The 21,284-nt window shown below is 44.5% G+C and carries 17 protein-coding genes; 4 read left to right on the top strand and 13 right to left on the bottom strand.

What is annotated here, in order from left to right; genetic code table 11:
• Nucleotides 1–488 precede the first annotated feature (488 nt).
• From GN112_RS01090 to GN112_RS35025, 5 genes are all read right to left on the bottom strand, one after another.
• The gene (locus GN112_RS01090) at nucleotides 489–5,975 is read right to left on the bottom strand and encodes a hypothetical protein (RefSeq protein WP_155308530.1); all 5,487 of its coding nucleotides are present in this window, start codon (nucleotides 5,973–5,975) and stop codon (nucleotides 489–491) included.
• A gap of 45 nt (nucleotides 5,976–6,020) precedes the next feature.
• A complete protein-coding gene (locus GN112_RS01085; protein ID WP_155308529.1) occupies nucleotides 6,021–7,352 on the bottom strand; it encodes an IS701 family transposase in 1,332 nt (443 codons plus the stop codon).
• A gap of 512 nt (nucleotides 7,353–7,864) precedes the next feature.
• Nucleotides 7,865–8,260 carry a type II toxin-antitoxin system HicB family antitoxin gene (locus tag GN112_RS01080; protein WP_155308528.1) on the bottom strand — a complete coding sequence of 132 codons (396 nt, stop codon included), beginning with the start codon at nucleotides 8,258–8,260 and terminating at the stop codon, nucleotides 7,865–7,867.
• Nucleotides 8,253–8,459, bottom strand: coding sequence for a type II toxin-antitoxin system HicA family toxin (locus tag GN112_RS01075; protein ID WP_155308527.1), 207 nt, complete (start codon nucleotides 8,457–8,459; stop codon nucleotides 8,253–8,255). The genes GN112_RS01080 and GN112_RS01075 overlap by 8 nt, the downstream gene beginning before the upstream one ends.
• 178 nt (nucleotides 8,460–8,637) lie before the next feature.
• Entirely contained in the window at nucleotides 8,638–9,291 is a 654-nt protein-coding gene (locus GN112_RS35025; RefSeq protein ID WP_155308526.1) for a group II intron maturase-specific domain-containing protein, read from the bottom strand.
• A 148-nt stretch (nucleotides 9,292–9,439) separates the two neighbouring features.
• Between GN112_RS35025 and GN112_RS01065 the strand changes: the two genes are divergently transcribed.
• From GN112_RS01065 to GN112_RS01055, 3 genes are read left to right on the top strand one after another with little or no spacing between them, the layout of a single operon-like run.
• Nucleotides 9,440–10,669 carry a site-specific integrase gene (locus tag GN112_RS01065; RefSeq protein WP_155308525.1) on the top strand — a complete coding sequence of 410 codons (1,230 nt, stop codon included), beginning with the start codon at nucleotides 9,440–9,442 and terminating at the stop codon, nucleotides 10,667–10,669.
• The gene (locus GN112_RS01060; protein WP_155308524.1) at nucleotides 10,666–11,652 is read left to right on the top strand and encodes a tyrosine-type recombinase/integrase; all 987 of its coding nucleotides are present in this window, start codon (nucleotides 10,666–10,668) and stop codon (nucleotides 11,650–11,652) included. Before GN112_RS01065 ends, GN112_RS01060 begins: the two co-directional genes overlap by 4 nt.
• Entirely contained in the window at nucleotides 11,639–12,652 is a 1,014-nt protein-coding gene (locus tag GN112_RS01055; protein WP_155308523.1) for a site-specific integrase, read from the top strand. The genes GN112_RS01060 and GN112_RS01055 overlap by 14 nt, the downstream gene beginning before the upstream one ends.
• Before the next feature lie 23 nt (nucleotides 12,653–12,675).
• Here GN112_RS01055 and GN112_RS01050 read toward each other — a convergent pair whose 3' ends face one another.
• The 4 genes from GN112_RS01050 to GN112_RS01035 all read right to left on the bottom strand — a co-directional run bounded on the left by GN112_RS01050 (nucleotide 12,676) and on the right by GN112_RS01035 (nucleotide 16,096).
• Nucleotides 12,676–13,149: a reverse transcriptase domain-containing protein gene (locus tag GN112_RS01050; RefSeq protein ID WP_269434967.1), complete on the bottom strand. Its 474-nt coding sequence runs from the start codon at nucleotides 13,147–13,149 to the stop codon at nucleotides 12,676–12,678.
• A gap of 311 nt (nucleotides 13,150–13,460) precedes the next feature.
• Entirely contained in the window at nucleotides 13,461–15,035 is a 1,575-nt protein-coding gene (locus GN112_RS01045) for an IS66 family transposase (protein ID WP_174247654.1), read from the bottom strand.
• A 448-nt stretch (nucleotides 15,036–15,483) separates the two neighbouring features.
• The gene (locus GN112_RS01040; RefSeq protein ID WP_155308521.1) at nucleotides 15,484–15,702 is read right to left on the bottom strand and encodes a type II toxin-antitoxin system Phd/YefM family antitoxin; all 219 of its coding nucleotides are present in this window, start codon (nucleotides 15,700–15,702) and stop codon (nucleotides 15,484–15,486) included.
• A 1-nt stretch (nucleotide 15,703) separates the two neighbouring features.
• A complete protein-coding gene (locus GN112_RS01035; RefSeq protein WP_155308520.1) occupies nucleotides 15,704–16,096 on the bottom strand; it encodes a type II toxin-antitoxin system VapC family toxin in 393 nt (130 codons plus the stop codon).
• A gap of 799 nt (nucleotides 16,097–16,895) precedes the next feature.
• Here GN112_RS01035 and ltrA point away from each other — a divergent pair.
• Nucleotides 16,896–18,206, top strand: a complete 1,311-nt coding sequence (gene ltrA, locus GN112_RS01030) for a group II intron reverse transcriptase/maturase (protein WP_231716902.1) — start codon at nucleotides 16,896–16,898, stop codon at nucleotides 18,204–18,206.
• Nucleotides 18,207–18,279: 73 nt separating this feature from the next.
• Here ltrA and GN112_RS01025 read toward each other — a convergent pair whose 3' ends face one another.
• The 4 genes from GN112_RS01025 to GN112_RS01010 all read right to left on the bottom strand — a co-directional run bounded on the left by GN112_RS01025 (nucleotide 18,280) and on the right by GN112_RS01010 (nucleotide 21,057).
• Nucleotides 18,280–19,122: a hypothetical protein gene (locus tag GN112_RS01025; protein WP_155308518.1), complete on the bottom strand. Its 843-nt coding sequence runs from the start codon at nucleotides 19,120–19,122 to the stop codon at nucleotides 18,280–18,282.
• 214 nt (nucleotides 19,123–19,336) lie between these two features.
• Nucleotides 19,337–19,597 (bottom strand): hypothetical protein, encoded by a 261-nt coding sequence (locus GN112_RS01020; RefSeq protein WP_155308517.1) that lies wholly within the window; start codon nucleotides 19,595–19,597, stop codon nucleotides 19,337–19,339.
• Nucleotides 19,598–19,686: 89 nt separating this feature from the next.
• Nucleotides 19,687–20,043, bottom strand: a complete 357-nt coding sequence (locus GN112_RS01015) for a hypothetical protein (protein ID WP_155308516.1) — start codon at nucleotides 20,041–20,043, stop codon at nucleotides 19,687–19,689.
• A gap of 117 nt (nucleotides 20,044–20,160) precedes the next feature.
• Entirely contained in the window at nucleotides 20,161–21,057 is an 897-nt protein-coding gene (locus GN112_RS01010) for a DUF6602 domain-containing protein (protein ID WP_155308515.1), read from the bottom strand.
• Nucleotides 21,058–21,284 lie beyond the last annotated feature (227 nt).

Raw genomic sequence — 21,284 nt, 5'->3', positions numbered from 1 at the left:
TTCCAATCACGCTTTGGCGTGACTTCCTAGACTACTATGCCTTCTGCTGACTTCTGTACAGCGCTCAGAGTGAATTACTCCACCCTCAGTCTTTATATTTCAAAAGACACCGTACAGATCTCCCGGGGTAAGACACAGAACTTTCTGCGCGTAAACGCCGGATTTATAAAGCACACCCCAATTGCGGATGGAGGACTTCGTGGTCACGTGCCCACTCGTCCCGGATGTACCACACCTCAGATCCGGTTCCTGTTCGTCGCCCCGCGCTTTCGGATTGGGCTTCCTCCAGACCCCGCCTCACGACGACGCCCTTGCCCTTCTCCTAACCTTAGGCTCCGCGAACACCTGGTACGAGGACTTGCACCTCGCTAGTTCTGTGCCATGCCCGGCACACACGGTTAAATCACCGGCAGCAAAAAGCAGAGCGAGGAACGAGCGGTGCTTTTTGCTGTCCGAGTGTATGTGATTGTTAGCCAATTATTCCATTATTAAGTGAAAGCTGGAGGAACTGGCCACTGATTGTCGATACGCCCTTGATTTACCGCTTGGAATGTATTGATTGTGGCGACTCCATAATCTTTGTAGTGCTCTGGTTTAACCGGACTTTGCTTTACAGTATTATCCATACCTGTACGCTGTTTAAATATTCTATCAACTCCCTTATTCATGATATCGTTTACAATTGCCGGGGAATTATGATCGCCCGGTATATCATCCCAGAGCAATGCATGGCCTATTTCATGGCTAAGAGTTTCACCAATAAGCCTGCCATACACTTTTGTAGCAACAGAAATGAGGTTTGAATGCCCGGGCAAATCTGTTTTGATTTGTAATATTAATGCCTGCGTTTCAGTATCTACATCGATATCATCTGGCTCATCATACATTCCCGGATATATTTCGATTGTTTCGTTAAATGTGTCAGCATTAGTCGCACTGGATGTAACACCTAATTGTCCTTTACTACTTGGATCATTATTTTTAACGGTAGCAACAACCACATTACTAGCTGGTACATGAGCCGGTACATTTTCGCTATAACTTCCAACTTTCCAAAAAACACGAACATTTGATTTTGACAACAAATACTCAACTACTTTTTTCATCTCATCTACAATTGCGTTCTTCTGCGTAGGCAGCTTGATACTTGTCAATGCTTCATCAAATAAGGCTTTATCTTCGGTTACAGTGACACATTGAGGAACGGATAACTGGATTCGTTCGATCGCAATTTGGTTTCCTCCAGCATCAAGCAACTTAACTGTCAAAGTTTGTTTACCCGGTTTTATACCTCGTACTCGAGTTATAGGCGAGTTTGGATTGTCTATTTTCAAAGCGTTTGGATCAGCTGACCATTGCAAATGTGAACCACTTGGAGCATCAATCAAGCCTACCCCAATATCAATGACCAACGATTTATCGTTTGCCGAAGGCTTAAACGCTCGGTGGTCTGCCGATGAAGTTTCGTCTGTAAGGAAAATGACTGGTTTGGTCGCGCTATCTTGCGCAGTCTTTCGGGCGTCAACCTCAACTTTCTCACCGCTGGAACGAGTCACTTTTATAGATGCTTTGTTCTGACCAGCGGTCTTTGTTAGTTGCTCAACTTCTTTATTTGTTGCCCCTTTTTCCTGCTTCTTCGTTGGCTCGCCCACCATCGAACTTATGGCGCTGTATGCCAGTTTGTTGGCCTGATCCTTGGTAATTTGCTTATTTTTCTCAGCTTCACTTACGGTCTTCAGTGTTTTACCAATGTCTTTCTTCATGGATTCTTGTTTTTTAAGATCAGCTGCCATGCCAGCCAAGTCAGTGACGCTTTTCGATGTGGTCTTTAACGCTTCAATCGCATTTGCCTGTGTGCCAGCTAGACCTGTCATGTCCTTGAATACGTCACTCTTGCCCAGTAGATTGAATGCAGCACCCAATCCGGTTGGATCAGGCGCATTCGGTGCATTCTGCATGTTGATGATGCTGGAAGGAAGATCCTTTACCTGAAGATTATCTGTATCGCCTCTTCGACTCTCGGTTGATACCGAGTCAATAGCTGTAGGTTTAGTACCACATGGCACATCATCAAAGCGCCAATGTCTGGTTTCATCAATTTCTTCACAACTATTACATTTGCCCATAACTGATTCCGCATAAACTCCTTTCGTTGGAACGCTAATCCTAAATGGGTCAGGTTTCGTTGTCGGCTGATAATAAGCAATCAAGTCTTCTACACTCCTGAAAACTGGATCGAGACGCTCACCAGGCACGACTTTTAGCACCAAATTGTTGCCGACAATGCCCATAATCTTATTCTCGACTACGCTCGCGACGCTTCTATAACCAGAGTTCGGTGCAATATAGCCATCCAATAAACCAAATAAGCGGCTGGCATCCATGCTTGACCAAATGGCTTTATGCGCTAATTCCAAGTGCTCATTCAAATAACTGAGTAACGCAGCGGCAGCTTGCTGATCTTCTTTTCGAGGATTTCGCTGTTCTTGCGCGTTTAAAGGTGTATACATCAAAGCTGCATCGGTTTTAGTTTGAATCTCTATAAAAGGTGGTGTGGTTATATCAACATGAACCTCCACCGTGTTGATAATGTCATTGTTGATACGACTGTTACGTATAATAGCCTCATTCAGATGCTTAGTTCGGTAATACAGATAAACCGAGCGCAGGATAATTCTTGACGAGGCTTTTACCGGTGTATTGGCGCGGAATCGTAAGTGTTTGATCTGCCGACGGGTAATTGTTGGCACCGTGCGGGCGGCTATATTGACCGTTAACGGTACACCATGCCGATAATTAGAAAGCAGGGTAACATCCAAATCCAATCGTGCTTCACTACCGTCTTCGGCAATTCCGTATACATCTAGCTTATCAATAAAAGTACGCACAATCTCAGGCGCATATTCCGCCTCAAAAATAGCGTCCTTTTCAGCCTCGGTTAGCGGGACCTCGCGTTCAAGCGAAAACTTCATCACCCCAAAAAACCAAGGAAATGGAACGTTTAGATCGTATTTTTCGGTCTTAGTAGCTTCTTCGATTTCCGAAATATAGGGACGCTGCAATTCGAAGGAGATCGAGAAATTACCAGTAAAATCTTCAATAGTTTCATCGGCATAACTGCCGATCGGGAAGTCCGAATCGGCATAATGGTTGGAAATGCGCTCAATCGCATCAAAGCCGCGGCGTAATTGCATTCCGTATATCACTCGGCGTAGAGTGTTTTTCCAACGTAAAATTTTCGGATGGTCGAATAGGCTCATTGGCAAGGGTACAAACAAGCATTCCTGCACATCGACCAACTCCTGCTCAATCGCATAATGTCGCAACACTTCAAAATATTCTATGGTGATTGCATGACAATGGTTGTTATTTTTTACCACTTCGGTTTGCACCGATACAGTTTCATTTTGCCCAACAGTTTGAATTACCGTGTTACGCTGTGTCCTTAGTGACGATGCCGATTGTGAGATAGTGTCCTGCAAACGGTTTAAAGTACTGCCAGATAAATTGCGTGCTGAATTTTGTGTGGCCGTCGATTTGGACGAAGCCCCAGAATGTGATACACCACCAAATAAACCTCCAATAGCCCCAAAAATACCGCCACCAATTCCAGCACTAGTGCCGCTAGTTTTGTTGTATGAGCTGGCGCTGATATTTTCTCTGAACGACGAATTGATGATCTCACTGATATCTCGATCATGCGAAAGACCGGCAGCCAAGGACTCAGACACTGTCTGCCCTTCTGACCGTGCGGCACGTTCTTCCCTGTCCCAATCAACAATCGCGATTTGCTTTTCCTGACAAGGCGCGAGAGGGAGGCTGTACAATAAATCACCTAAAGAATAGCCATCGGCCTTCCATTGTTGCTTGAAATGCAAGATGTGACCATGTGCAATGGTTGTATTCTCGTAAATCGTCGGTGTTTCATCCCAATCGATGCTCGCCTCAATGCTAAGCTCTTTGCGGCCTGGATGATCAGAAATATAGGCACTCTCTATGGCTTCAATGTGGTTGATGGCGACGTAGATTTGTCGCTTCAAAGCACTCAACGAGACACGAATAGAGTCATAGTTTTTGACAAAATAATCATCTTCCAGCGAAATCAGGAAGTTAGAACTGCCGTTGTAAAAACTATGGAATTTCTCCAATAAATACAAAAATGATGAAATACTAATGATATATGTATCATAATTAGCGCGTATTGTAAGTATCTCACCTAAAGACAAGACAGACTTATTACGCAATGTATCCCGGGTGTCTTCAAATTGTTGTAGCATACACATAACACCCATTGTTTGCGTTTTCCTTGGAGGACAGGGCTCGAAATTATATAAACCATACTCACTTGCTTCTGCGAGTTCACTGATCAAACGGCGTAAATATCCCAGCAATTCCTCTTGATCCTGACTTTCTACAGTTTGTTTATCAACAGCCTCAATCAGCTTTTCAGTACGGTTCTTAACAATGGTAATCGATGCTGCATCTACAAATGGCCGTTGCAACGTCTCTTTGATATTTTCAACAAAGGCCACCAACTGCTTTGGGAGTGAGATATTTTGGAAAAAGTCATCAGAGCTTTGGTCGATGTATTGCTTGATATGGCCAAGCAAAGATTCCACGGAGGCTCTATTGAGGAAGTCTTGGGAAATGAGAGTTTCGCAATATGTCTTGGCTTGGGGAGCACCTTGTTTTCCACAATACGCGGCAGCTAATTCATAGTGTAATTGCTGTAGCTTCGCCTTACGTTTAGCCTGTTCCGCGAGCAATTTCAATATGCCGCCAAAATCATACTTTAATTGCACAGTGCTAAATTTTACCTTCCCAACTCCGGTATCAAGCTTCAATCGATACACTGGGGCAGCCGAAATAGCACTCCCAGATGAAGCATTTGTACCTGTGCTGATGTTACCAACCGGCATAGTCTCGTCATGCCCTGTCAACGGCTGGGTTGAAGCCTTAGTAGTTTCGTCGCTATCTTCATCAACCGAATAACTCACTAAGTTCAAGGTGCCCATAGAACTATTGATACGACCCAAAACCGCAAATAAATCATCCGAGAGTGTCAGTAACTCTGTCTTTAGACGCTTGCTTTCAAGGGCGGTAATTGTCAGACCGCGGATTTCGGGCTCAGTAGTCCGAACCGTGTGATAAAAACTAAATTCCTCCAAGGTACGATTAGGAATCGTAAAATCAACACATTTTCCTCCAATGTCCTGTGAAAACGATGTGTTCCCCACGAGTTCACTGGCATCTGGTAAAGTTGGAACCACAGTTGTTGCTATGCCTACGTCCGCGGGCAATCCCGACAAATCGCCCAACAATAATAAATTCTTAGGAATTTTTTTGTTTTCTAGCTCAATCTGAATCGGTTCATCGCTTAGTCCAGCAATCAATCCATACGCTTGCTCATGGTCTTTATTGTCGATTTGACCAAAGAAATAACCATCATTATTCGTTTGAGCGGTAAAAATTGGTTGGAAACTTTGACTATTCAAAGTTGCCTCAGGATTATTGCTGGCGACTATTACTATTTGCAAGCCTGAAGTCCGGTTCTCACCAGAAATGTCAACCACCCGCCCTGATATTTTTCGAGAAATATTTAGGACTGGATTCGATTGATTAAACTGAATGACTTTGGGATCAATTTGTATCTCAAACGGTTGGGTGTCATCTTCTGCATTTTCAGCAATATTTGCCGCGTGCAAACTACCATAACTGTATACTTGCTTGCCCAAAAGATCGCCATCAGGAGCAAATACCTCTATGGTCACGTTTTGTCCGCTTAATAAATCTTCTTTGGGTAGGAAAAACCGGAAAGCACCGTTCTCCTCTACATCAGTGCGATCCTTACTATAAATTGAGTTTCCACTTATTTCTTGGGTATAGCTGATTTTCAAAAAATGACCAAGGTATTGATCCTTTACAACTTCATTTGTGGTAGGTTTTAACAAACCATTAATACTTACTCTGTTCATCTTTAATTCCTCCATAGTATTATATCTAAAGTTTCCTAAATTCAATCAAGCCGCCATGCGCAGCAGTACGTCCACGAGAGAATTAAAGACGGATTTGCGTGGCACCGGGAAGAGCCTACCAAAATCCTTGTCCATCGCGGCCTTTGTAACGGATCGGCGGACATCCGAAAAGGCAAAATGACGGCGGCCGCCGACGGCATGCCGGCGAGATGGCGTTTTCTCGACCCGGCTGGCGTAAATCCAGGCGACGGTGGTCGCCAGCATGCAAAAGTGCAGATGGTTGCTGACGGCCTGCGGATGACGGCTTTGCGTGTCAGCGCTGCCGATGTCGTTTTTCAATTCCTTGAATAAGGCTTCGATCTTCCAGCGGGCCCCATAGTATTCGATAATCTGCTCAGCCGAAAGGGACAGGTCGGTGGAATAAAGTGCCACCCACTGTGTCTTACGATAGACCCAGACCACCTTGACCGCACATCGGATGGTCTTGAGCATCACCACGCGTTCATAGGCTACGATGTTCCGGTTGCGGCCATACAGGTTGACGATGTATTCTTTTGCCAGCGATTTGAATCGAACGGCCAACGCTGCCGCATTCCCCAGCTTGCGGCCATATTTACGCGGGCGGCCTTGTCGTCCGGTCGGAGGTGGCGGCAGTTCAAATATTGTGCTGTTGGATCGAAGCCTGGAAATCATATCCACCCATATGCCCAACTGTTTTTTCAATGGCTTCCACAGGCCGCCATTGCCGAACCATGAGTCGGTGATGATGACAATCCGTTTTCTGGGAAACACCGCGGCAATCTCACCGATCATGTCGACCGCCATGGCAAGCTTGCTCTTGAATGTCACTTCCGGTCCATTGCTGTCACGGTTCATTCGTTCGATGGTTTTCTTCAGGAGGTAGAAACGATAACTCAGCGGCAGACAGGCCCAACGTCCCTTGATCATCTTCAACAACCCCACAGCAACGATGTTCTGGGCCCACGGATACCTGGACTGGTTTTGCTTGGCAGCATGATCGAAAACCTTGTCGCAGGCGAAAATCTTCTTGCCTGTCTTGGCGTTGATACTGTCATCCAGAGCCAGCATTAACCGCCCACCGGTCGTTGGCAGCGGAATCAATTTCCACAGCGTGGGCCATAACCGTTGCCATGGAATCCGTGGGGATGCCATGAAGGTATAGAACTTTTTACGACTGATCCCGGAAAAGCCGAACACCGTCTTCAAGCACCGTAGAATGTTTGAGGTCCTCGATGAGGCGAAAGGAACAATGATCGCCACGATCGTGTATACGAACCATATTCCCCGTTCCTGACCTTTACTGGACTGAGCAAATTCGTTTTTGAGTTTTTCAAGGATGTCGTGTAGGATAAGCATGCGAGGCCTCCGGTTGGGTTGTTTGTTTGTGGAAGAAGAAACATACCACAACCGAGCCTCGCAATCAACATTAACATACTGTATTAACTAAATATTTGATCATATTGCCAAAAATCGGTCCCGATATCTGTAATGATTTCAATAGGTTACAGGCGACCGCCATTTTGCTAACCATCTGTTATTACAGGAAATATTAATATTCTTCAGTAGTACTCACCCCGCCGGGCTGCTTTCAAAAAGGGGAAACTTTAGGTATTATATGTTGGCGGTATTATTTTGGCGTCCTCGTGATAATCTGGCTAATCGCGGTGCCGGTCAGCACCGCGATTCTCGGCGGCGCAGCCGCCGAGAACGCCGCAAATAACCGGCTGGCGTATATAAGCGGCAAAGGCTGAAAAGGAAATAAAGTTTGTGAAACTAAAGTGTTGCAAAAAGAGCCGCAGTAAGCCAGTCCGTGTTAATTTGTCTTGTTGGGCTATTTTTTTGCTGTGATTTTTTATACTTATAGGTAGTTATGAATGCATCACATTTTGAGCAGCATGAGTTAAAAATGATGACCGTGACATACCTCTTTTTTTTGCAGTTACATCTATTTGATGCAATATATTTTCCGGTAATGTGATATTCACTCGAACAGTTTTTGATTTTACTTCTGGGGCAGATACAACAAAAAAAGCAATTGCATCCGAATAATCTTGATCTGCAACAATGTCATCTAACTTTGTTGGATTAGGGATTTTTTCTCCGAACTCTCTCATGGTCTGAATATGGCCAGATAATGCTTCACTTGAAAGGTCTTTCACTGTATCAATAGATTTATCTCCTGTTATACAACCAGGAAAATCAGGAAATGATACCCCATAATCACTTGAAGAATTTTTATGCACTACCGCGATATAATTAGACATTACGAACCTCCTGCTTAAATTCCATATTGGCTTGTTTCTCAATACTTTTTAGGGTGCCGATAGGAATATCTTTTTTGGGGTGGGGCACAGTGACAATTCCTGCTTGCTCAGGATGATGGAAATGCCAATGACCTCCAGTTGTACGGATATGCACCCAGCCTTTCTTTTTTATTGCCTTTATGATTTTTTTGCTATCCATATGTGTAATAATACACACCGAACACCAACTGGTCAATAAAAAATGAAGTTTTTGGAAAATTATAATTGTTTTTTGCTTGCTGGATTTTCAAGCCCAATCGGGATAGGGAGGAGCCTCACGACTCCCCTCCTCCCACACCACCGGGCATACGGATCACGTACCACGGCGGTTCGGTTGATTAAGTCGGTTTTACAAACAGTCTTGGCAATCCTAGACGTGCGAAATACTTTGCCGGTAATGCAAAAGCTAAACCCGGACTGCGGCTCAGCCTCCATGGACCATGCGCCGATTTCGACGTATTCCAAGCAAGATCTCTACTCACTCCACGCTTTCTCAACTCCCAATAGCCACGGCGACCCCATTGCTTCCAGAGGTAACACCGAAGACGTCTTTTAATCCAGGCGTCCAGTTCTCTTAGAACGTGCCGCACCTCTGTGAAATTAAAGTACGCATGCCGGCCTAACATAAACCGGCGAAGCTCCTTCACAATTACTTCGATACGTCTACCACGTGTTCGACAGGTGATTTCTCTAATCCTATCCTTGAAACGTTTGATCGCCTTCAAGCTAATGCGTCTGTTCTGGCGAGAGCTGAGAGTAAACCCTAGAAACTGACGTTTCCATGGCCGATCAACCGCACTTTTTGCCTCATTAACTGAGAGCTTTAAGTGACAATTCAAAAATCGGCTGATACTTCGCAAAACCCTCGTTCCGGCCCGTTTACTTCTGACATAGATGTTACAGTCATCCGCATAACGCACAAACCGGTGACCTCGTCGCTCAAGTTCACGATCCAGCTTATCAAGCAGAAGGTTAGCCAGCAACGGAGACAACGGCCCTCCTTATGCAAAGAAAGTAATTATGCAAAGTAAGCCATAAAATTCGTCTTAATTCAAGGGTTTCTTTTTGATTTAATAAGCATAATCTCCGCCAATGAGACTGAGCAAAAGCTCAAAAAATCATTATAAGGAGATACTTTTTATGCAAAAGAAACCATTGGAAGAGCTTTTACAGGATTTGGAGCAGGAGCTACTTCGGCTCGGTTACACCGAAGGCTCCATGAAGTTTTACCGCAACCGTTGGAAGAAAATTATTCAGTTCGCTGAAGGGCGGGATGAGATTTTCTATTCCGAGCAACTTGGAATCGACTATGTCGAACACCACTACCAGATCCTTGAAAAGGATTTTGATAAAACCCTATCCCAGAAGGATACGCAAGAACTCCGCATCATCCGTATGATTGGAGACTTCCAACTCCACCACACTGTTCTTAGACGGTACTATAAACATAGGAAACTGCTTACAGATTCCTATTACATAGGTGTCATCAAGGATTTTAAAAGATACTGTGAGCACAAGGATTATTCCAAAGTAACCGTAAATCATTACGTGAAGCAATCGGAGCGTTTCATGGATTATCTTGTTTCCCAGGGAATCCGTGATTGTCACGATGTCGAGCTTCCTGTTATCAACGGGTATATACGAACACTGGCCGGTTACACCTATAAGACTGTGGAACAAAACATCTGCTCCATACGTTCTTTTTTAAGGTATTTGCAGGAACAGAACATCCTACAAACGGATCTGGCTTCTAAAACACCAATGATTCAGGCTCGTAAACAGACACGCATCCCATCCGTTTGGACGAAAGAAGAGTTGGATGCACTGATAGGCGCCATTGATCGAGGAAATCCAAAGGGAAAACGGGACTATGCCATTATCCTCCTTGCCTGCGTGTTGGGTCTTAGAGTCACTGATATCAAAAACCTCACTTTTGGTTGTTTCGACTGGGGAACGAAGAAACTGACATTTATCCAATCAAAAACAAGGGAAACAGTAACCCTGCCGATTCCTTCCGAAGTTGGATGGGCTGTCATTGATTATCTGAAATACGGCAGGCCAAAAGTGGATTTGCCTGTTCTTTTTGTAAGGCACGTGGCGCCATTTCTTCCCTTTTCGGAAAATGATCATCTGTATCAGATAATCCGTGATTATATGCGGATTGCACATCTGCCTACTTTGAAGAAGCACCGTGGTATGCACTCTCTTCGTCATACGGCAGCTTCAAGAATGCTTGAGCATGACACACCGCTTGCTGTCATCTCGGATATTCTGGGTCATACGGACACGGACGCTACAGCAGTCTATTTGAAGGTGGGCATCAATAAGCTTAAAGAATGCTGTCTGCATACTCCGGAGGTGGGCTCATGAGAAACTACCCGTTCAGAGGTCCATTTGCAGAGCATATCAAAAACCATGTCGGCTTGAAGCAAGCGGTCGGGTATAAATATGAGGCAGAAACGGCGCATCTATCAAGATTTTCCTCCTTTACCGCTGAAAAATATCCCGAAGCATCGATCCTTTCAAAGGAAATAGTATTGGAGTGGTGCTCAAAAAGGAACTATGAGGCACAGGCCAATCAGTGTGCAAGAGCCTCTATCTTGCGGCAGCTTGCCGTGTATATGGAAAATATTGGAATTGGCGCATACGTCCTCCCAAAAGGATATTACCCGGCGGGACAGCAGTATGTTTCTCACATCTATACGGAAAATGAACTGAAACGATTCTTCCATCAGACGGATCAATGCTGCTACGTCGGTGAATGTCCATATCGCCATCTCATCATGCCGGTATTTTTCCGGCTAGTTTACGCCTGCGGCCTTCGGTCTTCCGAAGCAAGACTTCTGAAGGTCGAAAATGTGGATACGGATGCAGGCATACTGAGCATTCATCATTCAAAAAAAGACAATAGCCGTTTGGTTGCCATGTCAGACGAGCTTACCGGTCGATGCCGGAACTACTCTGAAAATGTGCATAACCTTTCAAAGGGGTCTGATTGGTTTTTCCCAGGACTTAAAGGAAAGCCAATGACTGTAGGAAATGTTTACCACAATTTCAGGCGATTCCTGTGGAGAGCCGGCATCTCTCATGGCGGAAGAGGAAAAGGTCCGAGAGTACACGATTTTCGTCATACATATGCCTGCCAGTGTCTGAAAAAATGGGTGATGGAAGGGAAAGACATTGCCGCATATCTTCCTGTACTGAAAACATATATGGGACACGATTCCTTTGAGGAAACAACCTATTACCTCAGACTTACAGCTGATATCTTTCCAGATATATCCATCAAACTCGAAGGGTGTTATCCTGATATCATTCCTCGACTGGAGGGTAATGGCTATGAAACCTACTGATTTTGCAACTCACCTTACTGGATTTCTTTCCGTGTATCTGCCTCGACAGAAAAATGCCAGTAACAATACGATAGCATCCTACCGTGATACCTTTAAATTGCTACTCCGTTACTGTCAGGAAGAGAAGGATATACCTGCCGAAAAGCTGAACATGGGCATGCTGACCCATGTAATGATTGCTGATTTTCTCGAATGGCTTGAAAAGAAACGTAAATGTAGCACTGCAACCCGTAACCAAAGGCTTGCAGCCATACATTCCTTTTTCAGGTATGCTCAATACGAGGAACCATCAGGAATCCTTCATTTCCAAAAGGTCATTGCCATACCGGTCAAGAAGGCCTCCAAGCCGTCGGCGCCACATCTGACACCGGAGGCGATGAAATTTTTGCTGTCACAGCCGGATAAAATGACCGTGAAAGGCCGACGAAACCTGACGCTTTTGAGTGTTCTTTATGATTCAGGATGCAGAGTGCAGGAATTAGCCGATCTCAGGGTACGGGATGTTGTAGTGGACAATCCGGCACTGCTTATCCTCACTGGAAAAGGCAATAAGATGCGCAGAGTTCCTCTAATGAAAAATACTCTGACCTTGCTTCAACATTACCTTCAGGAGCATTCCCTTGATAAAGATTGGAAAAAGGACTATCCGCTTTTTGTCAACAAGCATCGTAGCAAACTCACTAAGGAAGGCATTGCCTACATCATCTCTCAGTATGTTGTTTCGGCGAAAAAGATATCTGCAAGCATGCCGGAAAAAGTGACGCCACATATGTTTCGCCACAGCAAAGCAATGCACCTGCTGCAGGCTGGCGTTAGCCTTATCTATATCAGGGATTTTCTCGGACATGAGGATATCAAAACCACCGAAATTTACGCAAAGTGTGATACCGAATTGAAACGTCAGGCCATCGAAAACGCCTATCCAACTCTGGTAGATAGCAATCTTCCCGATTGGAATAAAGACGCTGCATTGTTGGAATGGCTTTCAAATCTGAAGTAGTCGTGATATTATGCAAAGTAAATTCAGTGCATGTGTTGGAAATATTGTACATTAAGCGATTTACTTTGCATAATCGCGAACTTCGCATAAGGCGGATTATGCAAAGCTTTGCATAACCCGCCTTGTGGAGTTCCCATTTCCGTTTTAACTAAACTTCCTTCATGCTCTACTACGGATCGTAGAAAACTTTGAATCAGATCATTTACCCGCCTATCTCTAACACGTTTCAGGACCACGCTCATCAGCTTATCGTGATTTACTCGGTCGAAAAACTTATCGAGATCCATGTCAACAACCCAGCGATATCCCTGTTTGAGATACCTTTGGGACTGTTTAATGGCTTGGTGGGCGCTCCTCTTGGGTCTGAATCCATAACTGAAATCAGAAAAGGTTGAGTCCCACTCTTCCTGCAATACCTGCAATAATGCCTGCTGGATAAATCGATCCAGCACGGTGGGGATACCAAGCTGTCGTATCCCTCCGCCAAGCTTAGGTATTCCTACTCGTCTTACTGGTTGCGGTTCATATGTCCCGCTCAGTAATTGACCACGGATCTTTGGCCACTTCCCTTCTCAGGGAACCGTTCGGGCCTTCGTCGGGTGAGTCCTCCGCTTCTCACGGCTCGTTTCCAATCACGCTTTGGCGTGACTTCCTAGACTACTATGCCTTCTGCTGACTTCTGTACAGCGCTCAGAGTGAATTACTCCACCCTCAGTCTTTATATTTCAAAAGACACCGTACAGATCTCCCGGGGTAAGACACAGAGCTTTCTGGTAACTTCTCAAAAAGTCCGGGTCAATAGGAGCACCTATGGGCCTGACTGAGCCACTTGAAATTTCATGAGATCAGAAATTGGAGGGATTTTATTTTTGTTTGAGATTCGATCATTGAGATAGTCCCAAAAAGAAATTTTTAGCTTCCGACAGGTTTTCTTTAGGCTGGTAAATGTGTCACGGCACTTTTTCCCGATGTCACTTCGAGTTGAACCACTTATTTTTCGTTTTTTTACGTATTCTCTGATATCTCGTTCACTTAAATTATTGTGTAGTGGGATATCCGGCCTTTCTAAAACCAATAAAAGTTCTGATTTGTTTAGATATATTCTTTTCAGAGCTAAATTCAGTGTGGCAAAATCGGTTTTGCGAGTAAAAAGTTCATCAAATCGATTTTCTAACTCAATTTTCATGTTGTTGTCCGGTTGAAGCTGATATTCTTTTAAATCTCGATACAGTTGCCAGATATCTGATCGAGTCGCTGTAAGGAGTTTCTGTTGCTCAGTTGTAAATCCAATTAGTTTATGAATAGTCCTTTCAGCGTGAACCCAGCACAGGGCATGAAGAAACACATTAAACTGTCCGGCATCATCGCTGATAATGGCTAAGTCTTTGTTGTAACCATGAGATATGATACTTCCGACAAGGGCGCCTTCTGTGGCAATCCGGATATGGAGGTTCGAGACAATCCTGTTAGAAGAAAGAAAAGCGCTCCACTGTTCTCTATCATTGAATGTTTCGCCTTTGATATGCATAAACTTGGCAACCTGGTAATCAGGAAGCCCATGGACGGACATATATTCTATTGCGTCGCTATTAATTACATAGTCCGTATGTTCAGCACGAAGAATTTCCAGAAAATTAACGCGATTTTTCTTTGGCGTACTTTCAAACCATGCAAAATATTCATTGCCTATATGAGTACAGTAACCATTTTGACCCTTATGCCTGGCACCGGTATCGTCAACATTGATATAGTTTGATATTTGGAGTCCAGTTGATAAAATTAGAGCCTTTTCGTTGTGAAATCGCTCTTTATTGTTGATTATGATGTTGTTGACTTGACCGGATGAGATATCTACGCCTAATTCATGTAATTGCTCAAGGATCAATGGTTGAGTCACGCAACAACCGTAATGCTGGTATAGAACAAACGAAACAAGGCTTGAGCTAAAGTGGCCATCGACATCTTTAGGCAATTGGCCGATGACGTAGTCTCCCAAAGGAGTTTGCCATCTTTCCCTTCGGTATCTGATATTCCAGCTTGCGAGGACAAGGTCTTGTACAACATAATCTTGATATCCTTTGAACTTACTGCCTGGAGGTAAATTTTCAGGTTTAAGAGGAATATCTTGATTGATTTCGAGTTTTTTGGTCTTTGATTTTTTATGAGACTTTGGCTTTTTTTTCGATGACTTCTTTTTATCTGTCTCCTTCTCAAGGTTGGAAGGTTTGATTTTAGGCTTAGGCTTTTGACACTTTAATCTGGCTATTTCATCTTTTAAAAGCTGCATCTCCTCCATTTGCAGTTGGATGGTTCCAAGCAATTCGGCAACGAGAGGAGTAAGTTGATCCGAAGGAATTTTTGGAAGTCGTGTTAATGGGTTCATGCATTGTTTTCATAATACAACGCATCGATGTTGTCCAGACTTTTTTTGCTCTTTACCCGGACTTTTTGAGAAGTTACGCTTTCTGCGCGTAAACGCCGGATTTATAAAGCACACCCCAATTGCGGATGGAGGACTTCGTGGTCACGTGCCCACTCGTCCCGGATGTACCACACCTCAGATCCGGTTCCTGTTCGTCGCCCCGCGCTTTCGGATTGGGCTTCCTCCAGACCCCGCCTCACGACGACGCCCTTGCCCTTCTCCTAACCTTAGGCTCCGCGATCACCTGGTACGAGGACTTGCACCTCGCTAGTTCTGTGCCATGCCCGGCACACACGCTTAAGTCACCTGCCGGCAAAGTTATGATGAAGCCGGCAAATGCAAAGTTTTGTGAACACAAGGTAACTACGGAAAATGCCACAAATTTTCCGGTCAGGTGAACTGATTTGTTCTACCTTTCTCTTCCTTCTCGAATAATATCCACTATTTCTTGTGTTGTAATACGCGCTTTAATTGAAGGAACATCTAAAGGTGAAGAAGCGATCTTTTCCGGAACCAATGCAAAAGTTCTTCCGTCTTTCCTCCGAATTAGTACCTTTCCAGTATTTTCAGCCTCTTCAAGAACTATAGCAAGCTTTTGTCTGGCTTCTGAATAAGTATAAACTTGCATTTTAAACCTCCATGGTTTCAACGTTGAGATTTTGAGAAGCTCTCTTTAGCTTTTGATCCAACGTTAATAGCGGTGCTTTATGCCTAATAGCACAATCCAGGAAATAGGCATCGTATGCATACATATTGGCTTGTTTGGATATTTTCAAGGCATTAACAAAATCTGGTTTAATATAGCGCAAAGGGATACTATCGAAAATCACAAGACCCTTCCGAGCTTCATCAAGTGTCAACCTGTTCTGCTTGAACATTGCCGAGAAGGCATTGCCGATTTCCCAGGGAATAGAACCAGGCCCGATAAGTGTATTTCCAGTAGTAAATTCGATAATCCTACGACGTTCAGGTTCGCCGGCAATAACTGCAATCAATGCAGATGTATCAATTACAACATCCATGTTTACCTCCAGAATATGTATTCTGGACAATTGTACAACAGTGAATTTGTTTGTCAAGTAGCAAGAGGTAGAACGCCGCAAATCAGCCGCGCGGTTTTTGCGTCGGCTGAATTTGCATGGTTGTGTGCCGGGCACGGCACACATCTTAAAAGTGAGCCAAGCATATCAGTCGGTTGGATCGCTTGGCAAGTCTTAGACCCAGCCCGATGGAGGCGAAGGGTGTAGCGACATGGCAACTGGGTATCCGGCAACGGTGCCTGGGGAGGAAGCCGCCCTGCTGCGGCAGGGCCGTCGCGAAGGTACGGGGTGACGAACAGAAATCGAGTCAGGCGCGCATCTGTGGGACCAGCCTGCAACACAAGGTTAAGTCCTCTATCCATCTCAGGCAGTGCTCGTATACTCGGCGCTTACGTACCGAAAGATGTGTGTTTACCCCGGGAGGCCCGCTGCATCTCGGGACTTGTCGTGTGAAATTGCCGGTAGGGGGGATTCCGGCCACCAAAACCCCCGGCATCGTCGGAAGACCGGCTCCTGACCGGCGATGAGCCAAACTCCGCTATGGAGAGGGACACGAAACCAAAGGATCCGGCGGCGGCAGATGATCCGAGTGAGCAAACCGCAAGGTGCGCCCACCGTGCAGCGGGAGTCAGCAGAGGGCATAATGTAACCGGAGGAAACGAGATGCGCGAGCTACCCGCGGGTCAAGCGTAACAGGAGGCTCACCCCGGTGAAAGGCCCGAACGGTGCCCGGCCCGAATGGTACGGGTAAATGAAAATGACCATTAGGAGACGTGTACTTATGAACATAAAGCCACAGCAGATGGAAATGTTTGTAGCGTCGCGGCTTGCCGAAAGTCTGGGAGGCAGAGAGCAGTTGTTGGAGTTGATTCTCGAACGACGTAATGTGCTCAGAGCAATGAACCAGGTCGTTGCCAATAAAGGCGCCCCGGGTGTGGACGGCATGAAAACCAACCACTTGAAAGGGTACCTGAAAAGGCACTGGCCGAAGATCAAGCAGGACCTGCTAAATGGGGATTATCGTCCCTTACCGGTCAGAAGGAAGGAGATCGACAAACCGGATGGCGGTGTCCGCCTGCTTGGTATCCCCACGGTATTGGACCGCCTTATCCAACAGACGATAGCTCAGGTATTGGAGCAGATCTGGGACCCGACCTTTTCTGAGTACAGCTACGGATTCAGACCAGGACGATCAGCCCATGACGCTGTCCTACAAGCCAAAGGCTATCTGCTGGACGGGTACACCCACGTGGTTGACATGGATTTGTCCAAGTTTTTTGACCGAGTTAACCACGACCGGCTTTTAAGCCGGCTGGCCACCAGGGTCCGGGACAAACGGGTCTTGAAATTGATCCGCCGGTACCTTACGGCCGGAACGATGATCGGGGGGCTTGTCAGTCCCAGCATAGAAGGAACGCCCCAGGGTGGTCCTCTGTCGCCGTTGCTCTCCAACATCGTACTCGATGAACTGGATAAGGAATTGGAGAAGCGGGGTCACCAATTCGTCAGGTATGCTGACGACTTCAGGATCTACTGCAAAAGCCGGAAAGCCGCCGAGCGTGTGAACAAGAGCATCACGAAGTTCATCACCGCGAAGCTCAAGCTCAAGGTGAACGAGGAGAAAAGCGCAGTGAGCCGACCATGGCTCCGCAAATTCCTGGGATTTACCTTTATCAGTATGTGTGGACAGACCAAGATCCGGATCCACCGGAAAACAATTTCACGTTTCAAGGAGCGAGTCCGGGAACTGACGAACCGTAATCAAGGGAGAAGTCTGAGCCAGATTATCAAAGATCTGAATCAGTACCTGATTGGCTGGTGGAACTATTATCGCCTGACAGAAGCCAGGCACCTGTTCAAGTCACTCAATGGCTGGATCATCCGCCGGCTGCGGTGCGTTGTCTGGAAACAATGGAAAAACCCCAGGACCAAGGTCCGAAACCTCAAAAAGCTTGGCATTGCGCATAAGGACGCCATGCTTTGCGGTAACGCCCGCAAAAAGTACTGGCGCATGAGCAAGGTCAAGTGGGTGATATTTGCTCTACCAAACCGTTACTTCTTCGAACGAGGACTATTCCTGCCTGCTCAATAACCTTCCTGATCAGCCGAACCGCCTTGGTACGCGATCCGTATGCCGGGTGGTGTGGGAGGGGGTGGCCGCGAGGCTACTCCCTATCCCGATAGGCAAAGATTTTTCCAATCCACGCTATTGACAAGACAACACCTACAGATATCAAAAGCACAACCATCATGACAGAAAGACATCCTTTTGGCTCACTTCTATCCTTTTGATTTCCATCTCTTGCGTGAGCTGAAGAACGCACCTTTTTTTGTTCATTTTTAGGGAATTGTGCTCGTTCCTTAAGCATTGAAGATACTTGTTTATATGCTGCTGTGCGATTACTTCCTCCCGTATGCACATAACCATCAGGTGAAGTCCATTCACCGAACCAAATTAGCTCACTACCTTCATAGCGGCGAACTGACTTTAAAATTTTTTCGTCAGTTACAAGTTCTTCTGCAATTTCTTCAATTATTGGGTCATCAGGAGCGTCAATTGGCGCGTTGTCAGCGCCGCTTATTAGTTCTCGATAAACTCTGAACGTAAACCATGAAAGAAGTTTCTTTTCACGACCTGGAGAAACCAATGCTGCTTGAATTCGATTAAATAGAGCTTTCTTTCCAATATAGTCTGTGAATTCGATACCATACGCTCTTGCGAATTTTTTATGTCTCTCGGTAGAAGGTTTATCTCTATCTACTTTTAGAGAAATCAGATCGCTCACATCATCTTTCGTTGCGTTTGCAGGAATGGATATACCTAGGTCTTTTGCGTAATCGATCTGCCTCTGCGTTGGGGGATCAGGCGGAATTTCGGTGACTTCTTCAATCAATGTGCCATCCTCTTCAGCTAGTTGCCTTGCCTCTGATTCACTCGCAGCGGAGTAGGTACGCTTTCTTTTTCGCCCGGTATCCTTGCCCTTACCTTGTATTTCATATCTTGGCATAGTTACTCCTACTTGGTGTTTTCCTAACGGGGAGCTGAGGGGCCAGGCTTTTAAACCCAAAAAGCTCCGATAAAAGTTTAAATTTTCCTGAAGCAGGGACTTCCGAAAGGCCGCTCTGTAAGCCTGGTCCCTCTCCAGCGTTTTGTTGTGCAATATTTTTCCGTAACAATCATGAAAATAATGTATGATCCTTAATTTCAGCTAATCAATCTTTTTATAAGCTTGATTCCAATTCTTTGCTTTTGATCCATTGAAAATATTCTTCATACAATTTTTCAATAAAAGTGGAAGCAACCTCTAATGTTTCATCAACAAATTCCTTTTCAAGCTCTAAATGCCGTTTCCCTTTGAGTGACAACCATTTTGAAGTTTTGACAAGATCTTCTAATACAGAGATCTCTTTTTTCTCTTTGGATAATTTTATATCCCCGCCACAATGGATGATACAATTCCGAATTTTACATAAATTTTTCAATTTGCTCCATTCAGAATTGAACTTTAAAAAATCCATTTCAGTATAAGTTGTAATATATTTTCTGGCCTTTGTAATTCCTGTGTCCTTTTTTAAGTCTGTGTGTTTTTCAGGGTAATTGTTTTTTTATACAAGCTCCGGCAAAGACCATTTAACTTTGTTTCTATGAAGGAGCAAAGCGATACTATCATGTTCTTTCTGTGCATTAACATATAGGTTTTTATTGCTAAAGTTTCTCCTCCCAAAAAATCTGCCAACTCCTTTTTTTGTGAGGCATTTAATTCTTTTATTTGATTCTCATATTTTCCAGATATCTGCACAATCTCACGTTTAAAGTTACTTTCAATTTGTAAATGAAACTCTTTAAGTTCGAAAAGATCCAATAGCGCAATATGTCTGCTTATTGATAAACCGACTGCAGATCCAAGGGGCTTCCGTTTTTGCTTCATTGGTTAACTCCATATTTTGCGAATCTGAAAATAAGGATTATTGGATTATCCGCTCCCGTTTGAAAGCACAACGTCTAAATCAGCGGCGCAGCTTTTTGCGTCTGCTGAATTTATTGGTTATGTTTTGCTTTTACCTATCCATTTTGATGTAGACAACCGCCCAACAAACATAGACGACATATATTGTGTAAGGTCTGGTGGTTCTATAAATGAGTTAGTAATGTGCAACAAAAGATTGTAGTACAATAAGCCCAAATGGTTTCCTTCGGGAGAACCAGTTTCACTCTCGCCATTTAGATGATAAAAAAGCCAATCAAACTCACTACCATCCTCTTCATCAGGGTACCTTGCGGTTTTTAGGCCGTTTTCGGATAAGCTAGCGTAGCAAATGGCACCCCTGTCAAGGAGTACGGTCAAATTTGGTAAATAGCTCAATGGTGTGGTTTGGTAGTGCTCTGCTATTTCGTCTGGGTTAAAGTCGCCGCCATCAATATAGATCATGAATGAATAGAGTTTATTTAAAGTTTTGTTGGCTGAGCCTATATACATATCTCGCATAATTGTGTCATCATTAAGAACACCATTGTATGCAGTATTGGGAATTTCTTGATGAGCCATCTCTGTTTTGATTTGAGTGACTACTTCACAAAATCGTTTTTCATATTTTTTGTTCTTATAGTAAGTCGATTTTATTTCACCGATAGCATAGATGCTATCAATAGGTATATATTCAGTACCATCCTTGGTTGTAAGCAGTGATGGCAAGCTTGTTTTTTCTGCAATTATTACGTCCAGCTGGGGGCTAACAAAACCATTTCTGTCAATCAGATGACCTTGTGTAACGTAAAGACTTTTAGGTAGCATTCTTTTCAAAAAGCTGCGCACTTCCATCTCAATTTCATTACCGGCAGCTTTAATGTCAGCAGTTCCATGAATTTGAATAGCTGTCTCTCTGGCCTTTATTAAGTCATTAGCCTCTGATTTGAATATGTGTGGGATATCAAGCTTATTCATTTAGAACCTATATTACACATAACGGTTGAATTCAGGGGCAAGCGGGATTTACAGCTATGAATTTTGAATAATTTGGGAGTTGGCCAGCAAGACTAAATTTCAAAAAACCACGCTGTCCGCTTGTCCCTTGTAATGATTTGTTAGCAACTTTATTATATCACTATGCCTTTGATTTAATAGTACTTTTTTATTTTTTTTGAATATTTTTGTTGTGCGATAACCTTTGC

This window comes from Desulfosarcina ovata subsp. ovata, assembly GCF_009689005.1.
Classification (GTDB): domain Bacteria; phylum Desulfobacterota; class Desulfobacteria; order Desulfobacterales; family Desulfosarcinaceae; genus Desulfosarcina; species Desulfosarcina ovata.
Note: the sequence above shows the minus strand (reverse complement) of the source record. Positions and strands in the feature narration are given on the sequence as shown.